Here is a 17783-nt window from a genome sequence, read left to right on the forward strand (position 1 = left end):
TGATGCAGAAGCAGCAAATGCACTACGAAAGAATGCCCTTCATATCGCCATCTTTTGAAACACTCCAAAACAATTGGCGTTAGTCATTGATATATCGCCATTTTTCAGGCAAAAGCCGGATTGACGAAATGACGATCGTGTGTTCCCTGCGTTAAGTGCGTGTTACGGTCCGGCTGAATGGAATGCAACTGAACAGATCGTTAAGCCGACACGGAAGCCGGTAGCCAAGACATCGCTAACTACGGGGATTTTCCATGTCTCGCCATCGTTCCACACTCTCGCGCCACCCACTGACGCTCGCCCTGCTCGGCACACTGCTCGCCTCCGGCACGGCCCTGGCGCAAAGCGGCAATGCACCGACCCAGCTTGACCGCGTGACGGTCACCGGTTCGCTGATTCCGCAGACCGAGATCGAGAACCACACGCCGGTCCTGACCGTGACCGCAGAGGACATCCAGACCCGCGGCTTCACCAGCGTTGCCGATGTCCTGCAGCAGTCCTCGCTGTCCACTGGCGGCCTGCAGGGTGGCCAGACCTCGGCCTCGTTCACCCAGGGCGCCGAAGCCGCCGGCATGTTCGGCCTCAGCCCGGGCTACACCAAGTACCTCATCAACGGCCGCCCGATGCTTTCATATCCGGCGCTGTACAACGGCGGCGATACGTTCAACAACATCAGCGGCATTCCGATCGACATCGTCGAGCGCATCGAGATCCTGCCGGGCGGCCAGTCCTCACTGTATGGCTCCGATGCGATCGCTGGCGTGGTCAACATCATCCTCAAGGAACGCATGGATGGTGGCGTCCTCAACGTCCGTGGCGGCGCCTACAGCGAAGGCGGCGGCAACAGCTTCCGCTTCAGCGGCGCCCGCGGCTTCAATGGTGTCGATGACCGCTTCCACGCGCTGGTCAACGTGCAGTACGAAAAGACCAGCCCGATCTGGGGCTACCAACGCGATCTGACCAAGGTCAACAATCCCGACGGCTACAGCCCGCAGTACGTCTCCAACGATTTCCTGGTGCTGCTGCCGGCGGCCAACAACGCCTACGCCATGATGGACCCGAACCTGTGCGCCAACGTCGCCGGGCAGTTCGATGGCACCACCGTGCTCGGCACCCGGCCCACCGGCCAGGCATGCGGCTCGACCTATGGCACCGGCTACAAGACCATCAAGAACGGCAAGGAAAGCGCGCAGATCTACAGCTCTGCCACCTTCGACGTGAATGACAATTTCCAGCTGTTCGGCGATGCGCTGTACAGCCTGGAAGAGGTCAAGTACGCGACGGGTTCCGGCTACACCTGGTGGGGCACCTCTTCCGGTTGGGGCCGCTTCTACGACCAGGCCAGCGGCCAGTACATGAACCTGCAGCGCGTGTTCGCCCCGGAAGACATCGGCGGCGCCGGCTACCGCGACATCATGAACACCGACCGCAACAAGGCCTATCAGGTGACGCTGGGCGGCCGCGGCACGGCCGGCAACTGGGACTACAGCCTCAGCTTCACCCGCGGCGAGTACAAGCTGACCGAGCGCAACTTCGTGCGCTGGAATGACCCGATCAACGATTACTTCGAACAGCGCGTGCTCGGCCCGGTGCTGGGAACCACCAGCACCGGCTACGACATCTACAGCCCGAACTGGGAAGCGTTCTACGCGCCGCTGCCGGCCGGTGACTTCCAGACCTTCACCGGCTACAGCTACAGCCAGAGCCGCACCTGGCAGAACCTGGCCCGTGCACAGGTCACCAATGGATCACTGTTCAAGCTGCCCGGCGGCGACGCCGGCCTGGCCGTGGTCGTTGAAGGTGGAAGCGAAGGCTGGGACTACAGCCCCGATCCGGGCCTGATGGATGGCAGCGTCTGGGGCACCACGGCGGTCTCCGGTGCTGGCCACCGCAGCAACTATGCGGTGACCGGCGAACTGCGCCTGCCCCTGCATGACATGCTGACGGTGACCGGTTCCGGTCGCTACGACGCCTTCAAGATCGGCAGCAATACCGTCGACAAGTCCACCTACAGCATCGGCGTCGAGTTCCGTCCGATCGAAAGCCTGCTGTTCCGCGGCAAGTACGGTACGGCGTTCCGCGCTCCGACGCTGTCCGACGCGTTCCAGGGCCGTAGCGGCTACTACGCCAACGGCTCCACCGACTACTACCGCTGCGGCCAGTTGGGCTACGACCCGGCCAACACCACCGGTTGCCCGTATGACAGCGTCTCGGTATTCGGCACCCGCGCCGGCAATCCGGACCTGGAACCGATCACCGCCGACGTCTGGAATGCAGGTGTTGTGTGGGCACCGATCAACAACCTGTCGCTGTCGGTGGACTACTACAACTGGAAGATCAAGAACGAGGTCGATACGCTCAGCTCCGACCAGCTGCTGCTGGCTGAGTACTACTGCCGTGGCGGCCAGGCCAACAACACCTCGGCCAGCTGCCAGAACGTCAACGACTGGATCACCCGCGATGCGTCCGGCGTGCTGGACGAGATCTATACCCCGAAGATGAACGTCGCCCGCCAGAACCTGGAAGCGCTGACCGCCAGCTTCAAGTACGTGCACGACATGGGCCGCTTCGGTTCGCTTCAGTTCTCGGGCAACTACACCGACATGCTCAAGCGCGAACTGCAGCCGCAGCCGGGCGATGAGTTCCTGGACCTGCTGCGTGACCCGTACGCGATGTGGGTGTACGACTCGTACGCCAAGGTGCGCGCCGATGGTTCGGTCGGCTGGGCCAAGGACAAGTGGACCACCACCCTGTACGCCAACTACATTGGCAAGACGCCGAACTACATGGCGTACGTGGGCAATGGCTACGACTACGTCCACAGCTCCGGCTACAAGGCAGGCAAGTGGGGCTCCTACACCACTTACAACCTGAGCGTGAACTACCGTGCGTTGGACAACCTGACCCTGTCGCTGATGGTCAACAACGTGTTCAACAAGATGCCGGACAACCAGCGCTTCAGCTTCGCCGGCACCAGCGGCCAGCCGTACAACAATTACCTGTACAACGCCTACGGGCGTGCCATCTATGTGCAGGCCAAGTACGAGTTCGGCGATCACTGATCCAGGCCCTTGCCGCACCAAAGACCCCGCCCCGGCGGGGTCTTTTTTTGCTGGCCGTCCCTCCAGTGCGTGACGCGCGCCCGGGCATTCACGCCAAGTTGACTGGATTCACGTCTTCGTTCATCTTCAGGTCATATTGATGTGCCCGCCACAAGGACCCTGCCGACCATGGAACTGCGCTTGTCCCCCGCCCGCCTTGGCGCCGCCGCACTGGCGGCGCTGTGCATTGCCCCTGCCCTCGCAAGCCCTCTGCCAGCCGAGGATTTCGCCAAGATCCCCACCATCCAGTCGGTCACCATGAGCGCCGACGGCAAGCAGCTGGTCGCGATCGTCGCCGCGCCCGGCAGCGACAACAGCGATACCGCCCTGGCCAACTGGAACCTGGATAACCTCGGCGCCGGCCCGGTCGCCATCACGCCATCCGGTGACCGGATGAAGTTCATCGCGGCAAGCGCACTGAAGGCGGGACGCAACCTCGTCATCGGGCGCCAGGAATGGACAGGCAAACTCGGCGGCTGCGGTGAAGGCAACAGTACGGGAGCCACCAAGACCTTCCTGACCAAGGCCTACCTCACCGACGCCACCCAGACCAAGTTCGACGAGGCTTTCGCCAACAACACCCGCACGCTCGGGGTCAGCCCAGAGACCCTTCGCTGCCTCGAACTTGCGGGTACCGCCTCGCTCGTCCATGGGCTGCCGCTGGACGCAGACAGGGTCATCATCAGCCAGCTCAATGAGGCCACGCTGCAGGCCAACTACTATCGCTTCAACCTGCGCACAGGCCAGACCGAACTGCTGTTCAAGGGCAGCTCCCGCACGTCACCCGGCCTGTTCCATCCCCGCACAGGTGAAGTCCTTACCCAGACCCAGGTCGAATCCGCCGGCTCCGACGATTTCGAACAACGCATTCTGATCAAGAACAGCGCCGGCCAGTTCGAAGTGCACGCCCCCCTGACCACCCGACTGAGCGAACGCTATACGGTGGAAGTCGTCGGCATAGACGATGACAGCGGCAAGCTGTACGTGCTGACCGACCAGTTCTCGGATCTGGTGCAGGCGCGACTGTACGATCCTGCCAAAAAGGAGTTCGACAAGGAGCCTCTGGCCGCCCATCCATCCTTCTCGATCAGTTCACTGATCCTGGGCACGCGCAAGAGCAACTTCAACCAGGTCCTCGGCTTCTATATCGACGGTCCGCAACGACAGGCCGTGTACGTGGATCCGCAGATGAAGGCCCTGCAGGAGGGCCTGCAGAAAGCCTATCCCGGCCTGAGCATCTACATCACCGGCTACAACGACGACCTTTCGCGCGTCCTGTTCACCACGGAAAGCAACCGCAACCCGAAGAGCTACTTCATCCTGGCCGATCGCAAGGATGTCGTGCCACTCGGCAATGAGCGCCCCTGGGTGGACAGCAAGCAGATCGGTGAACAACGCTGGGTGACCTACACCGCACGCGATGGGCTGCAGATTCCAGCGATTCTGGATCTCCCGCCGGGCTGGAAGCAGGGCGACGGCCCGCTGCCGGCACTCGTTCATCCGCACGGCGGGCCGTGGGCACGCGACTACACCGGCTGGGATGCATCAGGCTGGGTGCCGTTCTTCACTTCGCGCGGCTACGCCGTGTTGCGCCCTCAGTACCGCGGCAGCGCCGGCCTTGGCCGCAAGCTCTGGCTGGCAGGTGACGCCGAGTGGGGCCAGAAGATGCAGGACGACAAGGATGACGGCGCCGCCTGGCTCGTCTCACAGGGCATCGCCGCCAAGGACCGTATCGCGATCTTCGGCTATTCCTACGGCGGCTTCGCGGCTGCCGCCGCAACGGTCCGGAGCCCATCGCCCTACCAGTGCGCCATCGCGGGTGCCCCGGTCACCGATCTTGGCCGGCTGGGCACCTCCTGGAGCCAGAACCGCCTGCAACGCATTCTGCAGGGGCGCACGGTGAAGGGCATGGACCCGATGCAGAACACCGCGAAGGCCACGATTCCTCTGCTGACCTTCGTCGGCGACCGTGACGTACGCACGCCGTCCTTCCATGCGAGGAACTTCTACAACGGCGTACAGGGCAAGGTCCCAGCCCGGTTCGAGCTGATCCCCGACATGCCGCACAGCATGCCGTGGTACCCCGTGCACTTCCGGACGACATTGACGCTCATGGCCGACTACCTGAGCAAGGATTGCGGCCCCGGCGGCCTCTGATCTCTCCCCAGCATCAAGCGCCTCCCTCAAGCCCCTGCCCGCGCGGCAGGGGCTTTTTCATGCGCAAATCCCTGAATTTTCCCTTACTAACAACAAGTTAAGGATATTTATCATTCATGTTGCATTTACTTTACGCGACACATACACTCCATTAACCGAAGCATAACAAGTGGGGATCAAAACGAAATGCGCACCGCCAACCGCCAAACCAAGCCAAGCCGCGTCCCGTTGACTCTTGCTGTGCTGGCCTGCCTGCAGGTCGCACCGGCTCTGGCCCAGGAATCCACCCCGCAGGAAGCAAAGGCGTCAAGCACTTCCTCGTCTTCCCAGCGCGCGACGGATCTTGACAAGATTACTGTCACCGGCTCTCTGATCCGTCGTGCGGACTATGAGACCACCTCGCCGGTGTTCACGATCAATGCCGAAACCAACGCGAAGCAGGGCCAGGTCAACGTGGCCGAGTTCCTGCAGAAGTCGGCCATCGGTTCGGCCGAAACCCAGATCACCCACCAGTTCGGCGGCTTCGTCGTGGACGGCGGTACTGGCGTGCAGACGGTTTCGCTGCGTGGCCTGGGCGCCAACCGCACCCTGGTGCTGCTCGATGGCCAGCGCCCCGGCCCAGCCGGTACCCGTGGCGCCGTCGGCGCCTTCGACCTGAACGTCATTCCCACCGCCATCCTGCAGCGTGCCGAGATCGTGAAGGACGGTTCGTCCTCGATCTATGGTTCCGACGCCGTGGCCGGTGTGGTCAACCTGATCACCAAGAAGAACATCGAGCGCCCGGAGCTGACCGTTACCGGCCGCGTGCCGACCGAAGGCGGCGGTGAAGTGTTCGCTGCCTCACTGGCCAACGGCTGGAACTTCGAGAAAGGCAGCATCGTGGCTGCGGCAGAGTGGTACAAGCACTACGAACTGAACCGCAACGACCGTGACTACCTGAACTGCAGCAATGATCTGGTCAAGGATGCCGATGGCAACCGCATCGACCGTCAGGACCGCTCAATCACTGCCGGCACCAACCTGGCAAACTGCAACAACCTGCTGCATAACGTTGTCGACGTAGGTGCCATCCGCTATGTCCCTTCACCGGAAGGCAACACCATCGGCCCACTCCCCGGCTATCGCCCGCGTACCACCCGTACCTACGCAGGCGGCGGCCAGGCCTACTATGATGAGCCGCTGAACTTCGCACGCTTTGGTGAAGAGCAGATCATCAACCAGCAGGAGCGCAAAAGCGTCTTCGTAGCCACCGATTTCGCCTTCGACTCCGTCAACTGGAAGACCCAGTGGCTGTTCAACCGTCGCGAGACCGAAGCCTTCCGCTGGCGCCAGTTCTTCCCGCGCATCCAGGCACCGGCAGGTTCAGGCTTCACCGGCGTCATCCGTCCGATCATGCCGTTCAAGTCGCAGCAGGACGTCACGGTCGACTACTTCTACGGCGCCACCAAGCTCGATGGTCTGTTCAAAGGCACTGACACTTGGGCATGGGAAGTCAATGCCAACTTCAGCCACTCCAAGGGCAAGTACGGCAACTTTGGCATCCAGGCCTCCAAGACCGGCGACGTTGACTACACTGACAACGCGCCGACACTGAACTACCTCGATCCGGGCTATCTGAGCGGGGCCAAAGTCGATGAACTCAGCAATCTGCTGGGACAGTGGGATTGGGGTAAGACGATCTACAAGCAGGCCACGATCAATGCCGTCGTCAGCGGCGACCTGTTCGAGCTGCCGGCAGGTGCTGTGGGCGTAGCCGCGGGCTTGGAGTACCGCTACTACTCGATCAATGACCAGCCGGGTGAACTGTCAAGGGCACAGGACGTTTGGGGCTCGAGCTCGGCCAATGTCACCAAGGGCAACGACAAGGTCAAGGAAGCATTTGTTGAATTCGATGTCCCGCTGCTGAAGGGCCTGCCCGCGATTGAGTCGCTGAGCCTGAACGCGTCCGGCCGCGCATTCCAGTACGACTCGGTGGATGGCACCGACGAGGTCTGGAAGGTGGGCCTCAACTGGCAGGTCATTCCGTCGCTGCGCCTGCGCGGCTCGATCGGCACCTCCTACCGTGCTCCGGGCCTGTATGAGCTGTATCTGGGCAACCAGACCGGTTTCCTGGGACAGACCGGCATCGACCCCTGCATCCGCTGGGGTGAGAGCTCCAACACCAACTACCAGCGCAACTGTGCCGCGGCAGGCATTCCTGCCGACTACGCAGGTGCCGGCAGCAGTGCAACTGTATATTCGGGCGGCGGTGCAGGCCAGCTGATTCCGGAGACCTCCCGTGCCAAGACCGCAGGTATCGTGTTCACCCCCACTTTTGCCAATCTGAGTGTGGCAATCGATTACTTCGATTATCAGGTGAAGAACGAGATCGGCCAGATCACCACGGCGGACATCGTCAAGGGTTGCTATGGTGCTGCGGTGTATCCGAACGCCTTCTGCGGCCTGCTGGTCCGCAACCCCGGCACCGGCGATGAGGCTTGGAACATCACTGATGTGTACAACCAGTACGTCAACATCAACAAGCAGCGCACCCGCGGCTACGATCTGACTGCGAACTTCGACCACGACTTCTCGTTCGGCAAGTTCTCTGCCGAAACCCAGGTCACTTACACCATCGAGGATACCCAGCAGGTCTTCTCCAGCGCTGAAGAAAGTGGCCTTTCGTCCAATGAGCTTCTCGGTGACATCGGGCGTCCGAAGGTTGTGGGCAACTTGGCACTCAGCCTGACCCGTGGAGACTGGACCTTCAACTGGCTGACCACCTACATCCACAAGACCAAGGACATCGACCTGGATCCGGTCTTCATCTACCAGGGCCGTCCGAACTCCTACCGTGACATCGTGGTCGATTCGCGTACTTACCACACCGCATCGGTCAGCTACTCGCAGGCCGACTGGGAAATCCTGGTGGGTGTCAGCAACATCTTCAACAAGACTCCGCCGCTGATCTCCACCGGTGTCAGCGATGCCCGCTACGGCAACATTGCGGCATTCTCGACCCAGTACGACCTGTACGGCCGCACCCCGTTCGTGCGTCTGAAGTACAAGTTCTGATCCACGCCTGATCGCAGTACCCCGACAGACCCGGCTTTTGCCGGGTCTGTCTTTTCCGGGCCACGAAGCGGCCCCCCTTGCGCCCGGCCATGACCTTCGACACCCTTGCAGGGCAGGCCGGCGGCGTATTGTTCGGCCCACGGCCGTCCCCGCGGCCCTTCCCTGACTCACTCGGCCTGGAGGCCATCAAAGTGACCCGTACTCCCAAGATCGTGCTGCTGACCCTGGCCGTTTCGGCCGCGCTGGTCGGCTGCGGCAAGAACGAAACCCCGGCCAAGGACGCCACCGCCTCCACGCCGGCCGCGGCCGAAGCCACCAACTACACGCTGGACGAGAGCAAGCTGCCGGCCTACAACGCCTTCCAGCCCAGCGATCTGGATGCCAGCAAGGACGCCTGTGGCGCCTTCGGCGACTACGTCAACAGCAAGTGGCTGGCCGCCAATGAAATTCCGGGCGACCGCACCAGCTGGGGCGCGTTCACCATCCTCGACGAGCGTTCGGTGGCCGTGCAGCACCAGCTGGCTGAACAGGTCGCGCAGGTCAAGAACCCGAACCATATCGAGAAGATCGTCGGCGACCTGTGGGCCACCGGCATGGACGAAGCCAAGATCAATGCCCAGGGCATCGAGCCGCTGAAGGCCGACCTCACCGCGATCGACGGCCTGCAGGACAAGGCGGCCATCGCCGACTACCTGCGCAGCAGCGCGGCCAAGGGTGACAACGTCCTGTTCGGCTTCGGCGCCGAAGCCGACTTCAAGAACTCGGCCGTCAACCTGGCCTACGCCAGCCAGGGCGGCCTGGGCCTGCCGGACAGCACCTACTACACCGATGCCAAGAACGCCGACAAGCTGAAGGCCTACCAGGCACACGTCGCCAAGGTGCTGGAGCTGTCCGGCGTCGCCGCTGCCGACGCTGCCAAGCAGGCCGAGGACGTGGTCAAGTTCGAGACCCGCCTGGCCAAGGCCTCCAAGTCGCGCGTCGAGCTGTCGCGCAACGTCGAGCTGTACTACAACCCGGTCACCCTGGCTGACGCCGACAAGCTGACCCCGAACTTCAGCTGGACCGAGTTCTTCAAGTCGCAGGGCGTAGCCGCGCCGGAGAAGTTCTCGCTGGCCATGCCGGCCTTCCATGAGGAAGTGAGCAAGGCGCTGGGCGATACCGATCCGTCGGTGTGGCGCGCCTACCTGCGCTTCCACACCGTGGACAGCGCCTCGCCGTACCTGGCCGATGCCTTCGTGCAGGAGAACTACGAGTTCTACGGCAAGACCCTCAATGGCCAGAAGGAACAGAAGCCGCGCTGGAAGCGCGTGCTGGGCACCATCGAGAACGACGCCGGTGAAGCCTTCGGCCAGCTGTACGTGAAGGTTGCCTTCTCGCCGGAAGCCAAGGCGAAGATGGAAGAGCTGGTGAAGAACCTGGCCGCTTCGCTGAAGGAACGCATCCAGGGCCTGAGCTGGATGAGCGATGAAACCAAGGCCAAGGCCATCGCCAAGTGGGAAACCTTCACTCCGAAGATCGGTTACCCGGACAAGTGGCGTGACTGGGCGGGCCTGCAGACCCAGCGCGACAGCTACCTGGGCAATGTGCGCGCAGCCAGTGAGTTCAACTACAAGTTCAACCTGTCCAAGATCGGCAAGCCGGTGGACAAGACCGAGTGGGGCATGACCCCGCAGACGGTCAACGCCTACTACAACCCGCTGCAGAACGAGATCGTGTTCCCGGCCGCCATCCTGCAGCCGCCGTTCTTCGATCCGAAGGCCGACGACGCACTGAACTATGGCGGCATCGGTGCGGTGATCGGCCACGAAATGACCCACGGTTACGACGACCAGGGTGCACGCTTCGGGCCGACCGGCAACATGGAAGACTGGTGGACCGCCGCTGACAAGAAGAACTTCGAAGGCTTGACCGGCAAGCTGGTCAAGCAGTTCGACCAGTACAAGGTCGACGGCCAGGCCGTGAACGGTCACCTGACCCTGGGCGAGAACATCGCCGACCTGGGCGGCCTGGCTACCGCCTACGACGCCCTGCAGAAGGCGTCCGCCGGCAAGGAAGATGCAAAGGTCGATGGATTCACCCGCGACCAGCGCTTCTTCTTCAACTGGGCCACCGTGTGGCGCACCAAGTACACCCCGGAAAACGCCAAGGTCCGCCTGGCCACCGACCCGCACGCGCCGGCGCAGTTCCGCGCCATGGGTGCGCCGTCGAACCTGCCGACCTTTGCCGCGGCCTTCCAGTGCAAGGCCGGTTCGCCGATGGCCCGCGCCGGCGAGCAGCAGGTGGTGATCTGGTAAGCCCTGGCTGATGCCAAGGTAGACCTGCAGAGGCCCGGGAATTCCCGGGCCTTTGTTTTTTTGCCGCGCCCGTCATCCACGCATGGCGTGGATCTGCTGCGCCTGTGCAGGCCCACGCCGTTGGCAGATGCCGACCTTGGTCGGCGCACGGCACGGCGGAGCCACCGTGATGCGTGCATGCGATGTCGATGCCACACACCCGGTAGCGCCGGGCCATGCCCGGCGGATGCGCCGTGATGCGTGCATGCCGCGCCCATGCGCGGCTTGCTATAGTGCGCGCGCCCTCAATCCATCACGGATTCGTTCCACATGCCCAATTTCCGTCCGCTTGCCATCGCCCTGGGCATCAGCCTGGCGACTCTGGTCCCGACCCACGATGCCTTCGCCGCCAAGAAAAAGGCCGCGCGTGCCCCGGCTGTCAGTGCCCAGTGCAGCGACTTCTACGACGCCACCAATGCAGGCTGGCTGAAGGCCAACCCGGTGCCGCAGACCGGCGCCACCACCGCGCTGGGCCAGCTGGTCGACCGCAGCCGCCAGCAGCAGCGTGAACTGCTCGACGCAGCGATGAAGGCGCCGCAGGGCAACGTGCAGAAGCTGCTGGGTGACTTCTGGGCCAGTGGCCTGGATGAAGCGGCCGTGGAAGCAGACGGCTCCAACCCGATCGCCCCGCTGCTGACCCGCATCAACGCCATCAAGAAGGCCAAGGATGTGCCGGCCTCGATCGCCGCACTGCACCAGGTCGGCATCCCGGTGGCATTCAATTTCGGCCCCGACGTCGATCTGAAAGCGCTGGACCGTCACATCGGCTACTTCATGCAGGGCGGCATGGGCCTGCCGGATCCGGCGTTCTATACGCGCACCGACGCCGACACCGTGGCGCTGATGGGCCGCTACCGCAACTACGTCAAGCAGATCCTGGCACTGACCGGCACGCCGGCGGCCAAGCTGGATGCCGAGTCGCAGGCGGTGATCGCGCTGGAAACCGAGCTGGCACGCAATGCGCAGTCGCTGGCCGGCATCAACAATCCGTTCAACAACTACGTGCCGATCTCCACCAAGGAGCTCAACAGCCGCTACCGCAACCTGCAGCTGGATGCCTTCCTGAAGGCACAGGGCGTGGATGACGACCTGGTCTCGCTGGCCGACCCGGGCCTGTTCAAGCAGCTCGACGGCATGGTCACCAAGCTCAAGCCGGACCAGTGGAAGGCCTACCTGCGCTGGCGCGTGGGCGACTCGATGGCACCGTACCTGTCCAAGGCCTACCGCGATGCCGAGTTCGAATTCCGCGGCCGCGTGCTGCGTGGCGAAACCCTGCCGCCGCAGCGCTGGGAAGACGTGCTGGAGGCGATCAACGTAGCCGCTGGCCCGATGGTCGGTCGCGAATACGCTGCCCGTTACCTGTCCGCCGAAGATCGTCGCCAGGCGGCGTGGATCGTCGACAAGGTGCGCGAAGTGCAGATCGAAGCGGTCAAGAACAGCAGCTGGATGAGCACCGAAGCCAAGGCCGAAGCGCAGGCCAAGCTGGCTGCGCTGAAGATCGAGATCGGCACCCCGCTGCGCGACCTCGACTACAGCGTGCAGCCGATGGGCCGCGGTTCGTTCGGTGGCAACATGCTGATTGCTTCGACCTGGCGCCATCGCGAGGAAATGAAGCGCATCGGCAAGGGCAACGCCGACCGTCGCTGGGACGTGCTGCCGCAGCAGCCTTCGCTGGCCTACGATCTGGCCCAGAACCGCCTGATCGTCACCGCCGCGATCCTGCAGGGCCCGGTGTTCAACGCCAAGGCCGACGCTGCCGACAAGTTCGGCAGCTTCGGTGGCCTGGTCGGCCATGAGCTGACCCGCGCGATCGATGCCAAGGGCGCGCTGGTCGACGCCAAGGGCGAGCTGCGCAGCTGGTGGACCCCGGCCGACAAGACCGCCTGGACCCTGCTCGGTAACCGCGTAGCCGCGCAGTACAGCGCCTACGACTTCCCGGGCGTGAAGGGTGCCAAGGTCAACGGCACGCTCACCCAGGAAGAGAACCTGGCCGACATCGCCGGTCTGGAACTGGCCTGGGCGGCGTATGTCGCGCAGGAGCCGAAGGCCAAGCAGGCCCAGCAGCAGGGCTTCTTCCGCGCCTGGTCTGCGCTGTGGGCGCAGCAGCTGGCGCCGAACGAGGCCGTACGTCGCCTGACCGCCGACATCCGTGCACCGGGCCTGTGGCGCAGCAACGGCACGCTGGCCAACCTGCCGGCCTTCGGCGCCACCTTCAGCTGCAAGGCCGGCCAGTCGATGCAGCGCAGTGAAGCCGAGCAGATCAAGGTATGGCGCTGATCCAGCTGCACGGGTAACGCAGAGGGCGCCTTCGGGCGCCCTCCTTTTTTGCAGGTGCAGCACGATCCCGGATTAACACCGCGCATGCTATCGCTGCGGCTTCGTCCAACGTGGAGCCCCGACATGGCACACAAGAACACGATCTGTGTCTGGTATGACAACGGCGCACTCGAGGCCGCCACCTTCTACGCCAGTATCCTGCCCGACAGCGCGGTGACCGCCGTGCATCACGCCCCCGGTGACTATCCGGACGGCAAGGAAGGCAACGTACTGACCGTTGAATTCACGGTCTGCGGCATCCCCTGCGTCGGCCTCAACGGTGGCACCGCGTTCAAGCACAGCGAAGCGTTTTCCTTCCAGATCCAGACCGAGGACCAGGCCGAGACCGACCGCCTGTGGAATGCGATCGTCGGCAACGGTGGCCAGGAGAGCCAATGCGGCTGGTGCAAGGACCGCTGGGGCATCTCCTGGCAGATCAGCCCGCGCATGCTCATCGAAGCGGTGACCAGCCAGGACAAGGCACTGGCCAAGCGCGCATTCAACGCGATGATGCCGATGAAGAAGATCGACATCGCCACCATCGAAGCAGCGATCAAAAAAGGGGACGGAGGGGATTAAGTCGTTTCTCCCCATTGCCGGTGCCCCCATGCGAATTGCGACTTAATCCCCTCCGTCCCCTTTTTCCGAGGTGCAGATGACCTGGGATGCGATCATCGTTGGTGGTGGCCACAACGGCCTGGTCTGCGCGGCCTATCTGGCGCGTGCCGGAAAGAAGGTGCTGGTGCTGGAACGTCGCGGCGTTCTTGGCGGCGCTGCGGTCACCGAGGAATTCCATCCCGGCTTCCGCAATTCAGTCGCCTCGTACACGGTCTCGCTGCTGCAGCCGAAGGTGATCGACGACCTGCAGCTGCATGCGCATGGGCTGCGCATCGTCGCGCGCCCGGCCAACAACTTCCTGCCATTGCCCGTCGACCGCTATCTGTTGTCGGCACCTGGCCGCACTCAGGCCGAAGTGGCGAAGTTCTCCGAGCGGGATGCGCAGCGCTTGCCCGCGTACGAGGCACGCCTGGAAATCTTCGCCGACGTACTGCGCGCATGGGCCCTGCGCGCCGCCCGACCTGGGTGTAGCAGGCGGTTGGCGTGCGCTGCCCGCACTATGGCAGATGGGGAAACTCGGCCGCGAACTGGCGGCGCTGGATGCGCCACTGCGGCAGGAACTGCTGGACCTGTTCACGCTGTCGGCGGCGGAGTACCTGGACCGTTGGTTCGAGAGCGAGCCGATCAAGGCGCTGTTCGGCTTTGATGGCATCGTCGGCAACTACGCAAGCCCGTATACAGCGGGCAGTGCCTACGTACTGCTGCACCACGTATTCGGCCAGTGCAATGGCGTAAAGGGTGCGTGGGGCCACGCGATCGGCGGCATGGGCGCGATCAGCCAGGCCATCGCCAGCGCGGCGCGCGAGGCCGGGGCCGAACTGCGCGTGGATGCCGGTGTGCAACAGGTACTGATCGAACAAGGCCGCGCCGTGGGGGTGGAACTGGTCAACGGCGAAACCCTGCGTGCACGCGCGGTGGTGGCCAACGTCAATCCGAAGCTGCTGTACGAACAGCTGCTGGAGCCAACGCAGGTACCCGCTGCCACACGCGAACGCATGACGAACTGGCGCTGCGGTTCCGGCACCTTCCGGATGAACGTGGCGCTGTCGCGGTTGCCGGACTTCCGTGCCCTGCCCGGCCCCGGCGATCACCTCAGCGCCGGCATCATCATGGCACCCAGCCTGGACTACATGGACCGCGCCTGGCTGGACGCGCGCCGCGACGGCTGGTCGCACGAACCGATCGTAGAGATGCTGATTCCCAGCACGCTGGACGATTCGCTGGCGCCGCCGGGGCAGCATGTGGCCAGCCTGTTCTGCCAGCACGTGGCGCCGGTACTGCCCGACGGGCGCCACTGGGATGATCACCGTGAGACTGTGGCGGACCTGATGATTGCCACCGTCGAACGGTATGCGCCCGGCTTTGCCGGCAGCGTGCTCGGTCGGCAGGTGCTGTCGCCGCTGGATCTGGAACGCACCTTCGGCCTGGTCGGCGGCGACATTTTCCATGGCGCGCTCAGTGCCAACCAGCTGTTCTCGGCTCGACCGATGGTCGGCCAGGCCGGCTACCGCGGCGCCCTTCCGGGGTTGTATCTGTGTGGGTCGGGTACCCATCCCGGTGGCGGTGTGACCGGTGCGCCCGGGCACAATGCCGCGCAGGTGGTGTTGCAGGATGGGTAGGTGCCAACCTTGGTTGGCACAGAGTGGCAGAGCGGACGCCAACCAAGGTTGGCATCTACCGGGTCAGATGATCCGATTCAAAGCGTGCCAACCTACCCGCGTGGGAGAATGTGTGCCGACCAACGGTCGGCACCTACCGCGTCAAATGATCCCATTCAAAGCGTGCCAACCAAGGTTGGCACCTACCCGCGTGAAGCGAGGCGCATCGCGCCTCACTTCACGCTGCGCAGATGGTTCGGGCGCTTCGGTGGGCCGGGCGGGCGGCGCTTGTTGAACGGCGATTGTCCGCGCCAGTAGCGGATCAGCAACCAGCCGAACAGCATGCCGCCGAGGTGTGCGAAGTGGGCCACGCCCGGCTGCCAGCCGGTCATGCCCAGCACCAGCTCGCCCACGCCGAACAGGATCACGAAGGTACGCGCCTTCATCGGGATCGGCGGGAACAGCAGCATCACCCGCTGGTTGGGGAACAGCATGCCGTAGGCCAGCAGCAGGCCGAACACGCCACCGGAAGCACCCAGCACCGTGGCCGGGTTTTCCAGCAGCGTACCCACCAGCAGCTGGCAGACACCGGCACCGGCCACGCACACCAGGTAATACAGCAGGAAGCGCTTCTCGCCCCAGGTCTGCTCCAGTGGCGCGCCAAACATGAAGACCGCCAGCATGTTGAAGAACAGATGGCCGAAGCTGCCGTGCAGGAAGCCGTAGGTCAGCAGCTGCCAGGGCTGGAAGTTGCCGCCCGGCGAGAATGCGTCGAAGCCCTGCTGCAGGGGTTGGAGCATGAACGGCTCGAAGGTCTGCATGCCGAGCAGGAACGGCTGCTGCAGCAGGAACAGGATCGCGTTGGCGATCAGCAGGGCCTTGGTGACGGTTGGCAGTCGCGGGAACATGGGAGCACCGGCATGGAACGGCCTCCATCATAGCCGCAGCACCGTGTCTTGTTGGCGACCGGCAGGCGCGGCCTGTTCAGTCGCCAGCGGTGCTCAGCCCGGACCCCACACAGCGGCATCCAGTGCCGCCGCCGGATCAGCCGCCGTCATCCGCACCCGGCCGTTCTCCACCCGCACGCCCTCGGCGCGCAACCGCTGTGACTGTTCGCGCCAACCAGCCGAACCTTCCTCCATGGCAATGCGCCCATCCGAGCGCAGCACGCGATGCCAGGGCAGGTCCGGGTCGTCGTTCTGGCCCAGGATGCGCGCGGTCAGGCGCGCACGCCCGGGCAGGCCCGCGCGCAGCGCCACCTGCCCATAGCCCATCACCTGCCCCGCCGGGATCGCGCGGATCACCGCCAGGATGCGCGCGCGCCTGCTCAGGCGTCAGCGCCGCAGGCGGGTTACCAGCAGAACGCCGATCAGCACCAGCACGGTGCCGGCGATCTGCGCCGGCCCCATCGGTTCGTCGAGCAGCCATAGGCTCATCACGATGGTGGAAACAGGGCCCAGCATACCGACCTGCGCGGCCAGCGACGAACCCACGCGCTGCACCGCCAGCATGATCGCCAGCACTGGCAGCACCGTGCACACGGTGGCATTGACCAGCGACAACCACTGCACCGGCGCCGGTGCCTGCCACAACAACGGCAGCGGATGGGTCACCGCGAAATGCAGCAGCACCAGCACGCTGGCCACGCAGCTGGCGTAAGCGGTCAGCCGCACCGCTCCGATACGCGCGACCACCTGCCCGCTGCCGAACAGGTACAGCGCATAGCTGAGCGCACTGCCCAGCACCAGCAGGCTGCCAACGATGATCTGCCCACCCTCGCGCTGCAGGTCATGGCCGAACGCCAGCAGCACGCCCAGATAACTCAGCACCAGCGCGCCGATCTGCCATCGGCCCGGCCGCTGGCGCGCCAGCAGCACGTTGATCAGCAGCACCAGGGTCGGATTCAAGTACAGGATCAATCGTTCCAGGGTCACGCTGATGTACTGCAGGCCCTGGAAGTCGAGCAGGCTGGACAGGTAGTAGCCGGTGAAACCCAGCCACAGCACACGAGCTCGGTCGGCCCAGGACAGTGGTTCGGCCCGACGCGCGGCCCACAGCGCCATCAAAACGAACAGCGGCAGCGCCATCAGCATGCGCAGGGCAAGCAGCGTGGTGGCATCCACGCCGTGACGCAGGCCGAGCTTGACAATGATCGCCTTGCCGGAAGCAGCGATGGCGCCGATCGCGGCCAGGCCGATACCCCCCAGCGCAATGCGTGGGGAGGCGGTGGCGATACGGGAAGCGGGATTGGACATCAGGACGACGGCGGGCCGCTCGGAGCGGTCCGGGAAAGCGTGGGGGCGCCCATTGTCGCACGGGGGCGTCCGGTGCCCGCCTTGTAGAGTCGAGCCATGCTCGACTGTCTTTCCACCGCAGTCGAGCATGGCTTGTATGTTCCTCCCGGCTCCTACGAGGTATGTAGGAGCCAGGGTGGAGGGACCGTCAAGCATGCATCTGCGGATACTAGCCGACAGACGAGTCGAGCGATCCCCATCCCGCACACGAACGTCGATAAAGGATCGTACGGCCCCCAAAGGGGATCGTCGATGTAGGCAAGCTAACGTCGGTGCGGTACCACCCCAGCCCCTTAAAGATAGCTGGGAGCC

The 17783-nt window shown here is 64.0% G+C and carries 11 protein-coding genes; 8 read left to right on the top strand and 3 right to left on the bottom strand.

What is annotated here, in order from left to right; translation table 11 throughout:
- Positions 1-254 precede the first annotated feature (254 nt).
- The 8 genes from ACZK2V_RS16470 to ACZK2V_RS16505 all read left to right on the top strand — a co-directional run bounded on the left by ACZK2V_RS16470 (position 255) and on the right by ACZK2V_RS16505 (position 15198).
- Positions 255-3062: a TonB-dependent receptor domain-containing protein gene (locus tag ACZK2V_RS16470; protein ID WP_049423807.1), complete on the top strand. Its 2808-nt coding sequence runs from the start codon at positions 255-257 to the stop codon at positions 3060-3062.
- Positions 3063-3230: 168 nt separating this feature from the next.
- Complete coding sequence (locus ACZK2V_RS16475) at positions 3231-5258, top strand: alpha/beta hydrolase family protein (protein WP_049398711.1); 2028 nt, start codon at positions 3231-3233, stop codon at positions 5256-5258.
- 186 nt (positions 5259-5444) lie between these two features.
- Positions 5445-8312, top strand: coding sequence for a TonB-dependent receptor plug domain-containing protein (locus tag ACZK2V_RS16480; RefSeq protein WP_201117004.1), 2868 nt, complete (start codon positions 5445-5447; stop codon positions 8310-8312).
- Positions 8313-8503: 191 nt separating this feature from the next.
- On the top strand, positions 8504-10606 hold the full coding sequence (locus ACZK2V_RS16485) for a M13 family metallopeptidase (protein WP_049398732.1): 2103 nt from the start codon (positions 8504-8506) through the stop codon (positions 10604-10606).
- A 309-nt stretch (positions 10607-10915) separates the two neighbouring features.
- The gene (locus tag ACZK2V_RS16490) at positions 10916-12922 is read left to right on the top strand and encodes a M13 family metallopeptidase (protein WP_486322591.1); all 2007 of its coding nucleotides are present in this window, start codon (positions 10916-10918) and stop codon (positions 12920-12922) included.
- Positions 12923-13045: 123 nt separating this feature from the next.
- Positions 13046-13540, top strand: coding sequence for a VOC family protein (locus ACZK2V_RS16495; RefSeq protein WP_032128230.1), 495 nt, complete (start codon positions 13046-13048; stop codon positions 13538-13540).
- A gap of 76 nt (positions 13541-13616) precedes the next feature.
- Positions 13617-14225: a phytoene desaturase family protein gene (locus tag ACZK2V_RS16500; RefSeq protein WP_486322592.1), complete on the top strand. Its 609-nt coding sequence runs from the start codon at positions 13617-13619 to the stop codon at positions 14223-14225.
- Positions 14212-15198 carry a phytoene desaturase family protein gene (locus tag ACZK2V_RS16505; RefSeq protein WP_486323334.1) on the top strand — a complete coding sequence of 329 codons (987 nt, stop codon included), beginning with the start codon at positions 14212-14214 and terminating at the stop codon, positions 15196-15198. Before ACZK2V_RS16500 ends, ACZK2V_RS16505 begins: the two co-directional genes overlap by 14 nt.
- A 212-nt stretch (positions 15199-15410) precedes the next feature.
- Here the strand turns inward: ACZK2V_RS16505 and ACZK2V_RS16510 are convergent, their stop codons facing one another.
- From ACZK2V_RS16510 to ACZK2V_RS16520, 3 genes are all read right to left on the bottom strand, one after another.
- Positions 15411-16085 carry a rhomboid family intramembrane serine protease gene (locus tag ACZK2V_RS16510; protein ID WP_032128229.1) on the bottom strand — a complete coding sequence of 225 codons (675 nt, stop codon included), beginning with the start codon at positions 16083-16085 and terminating at the stop codon, positions 15411-15413.
- Positions 16086-16178: 93 nt separating this feature from the next.
- Entirely contained in the window at positions 16179-16481 is a 303-nt protein-coding gene (locus ACZK2V_RS16515) for an MGMT family protein (RefSeq protein WP_049423796.1), read from the bottom strand.
- A 30-nt stretch (positions 16482-16511) separates the two neighbouring features.
- Positions 16512-17432 (bottom strand): DMT family transporter, encoded by a 921-nt coding sequence (locus ACZK2V_RS16520; protein WP_049423794.1) that lies wholly within the window; start codon positions 17430-17432, stop codon positions 16512-16514.
- Between the last annotated feature and the right edge of the window lie 351 nt (positions 17433-17783).

The sequence above is a fragment of the Stenotrophomonas sp. 93052_Sma genome (assembly GCF_056481145.1).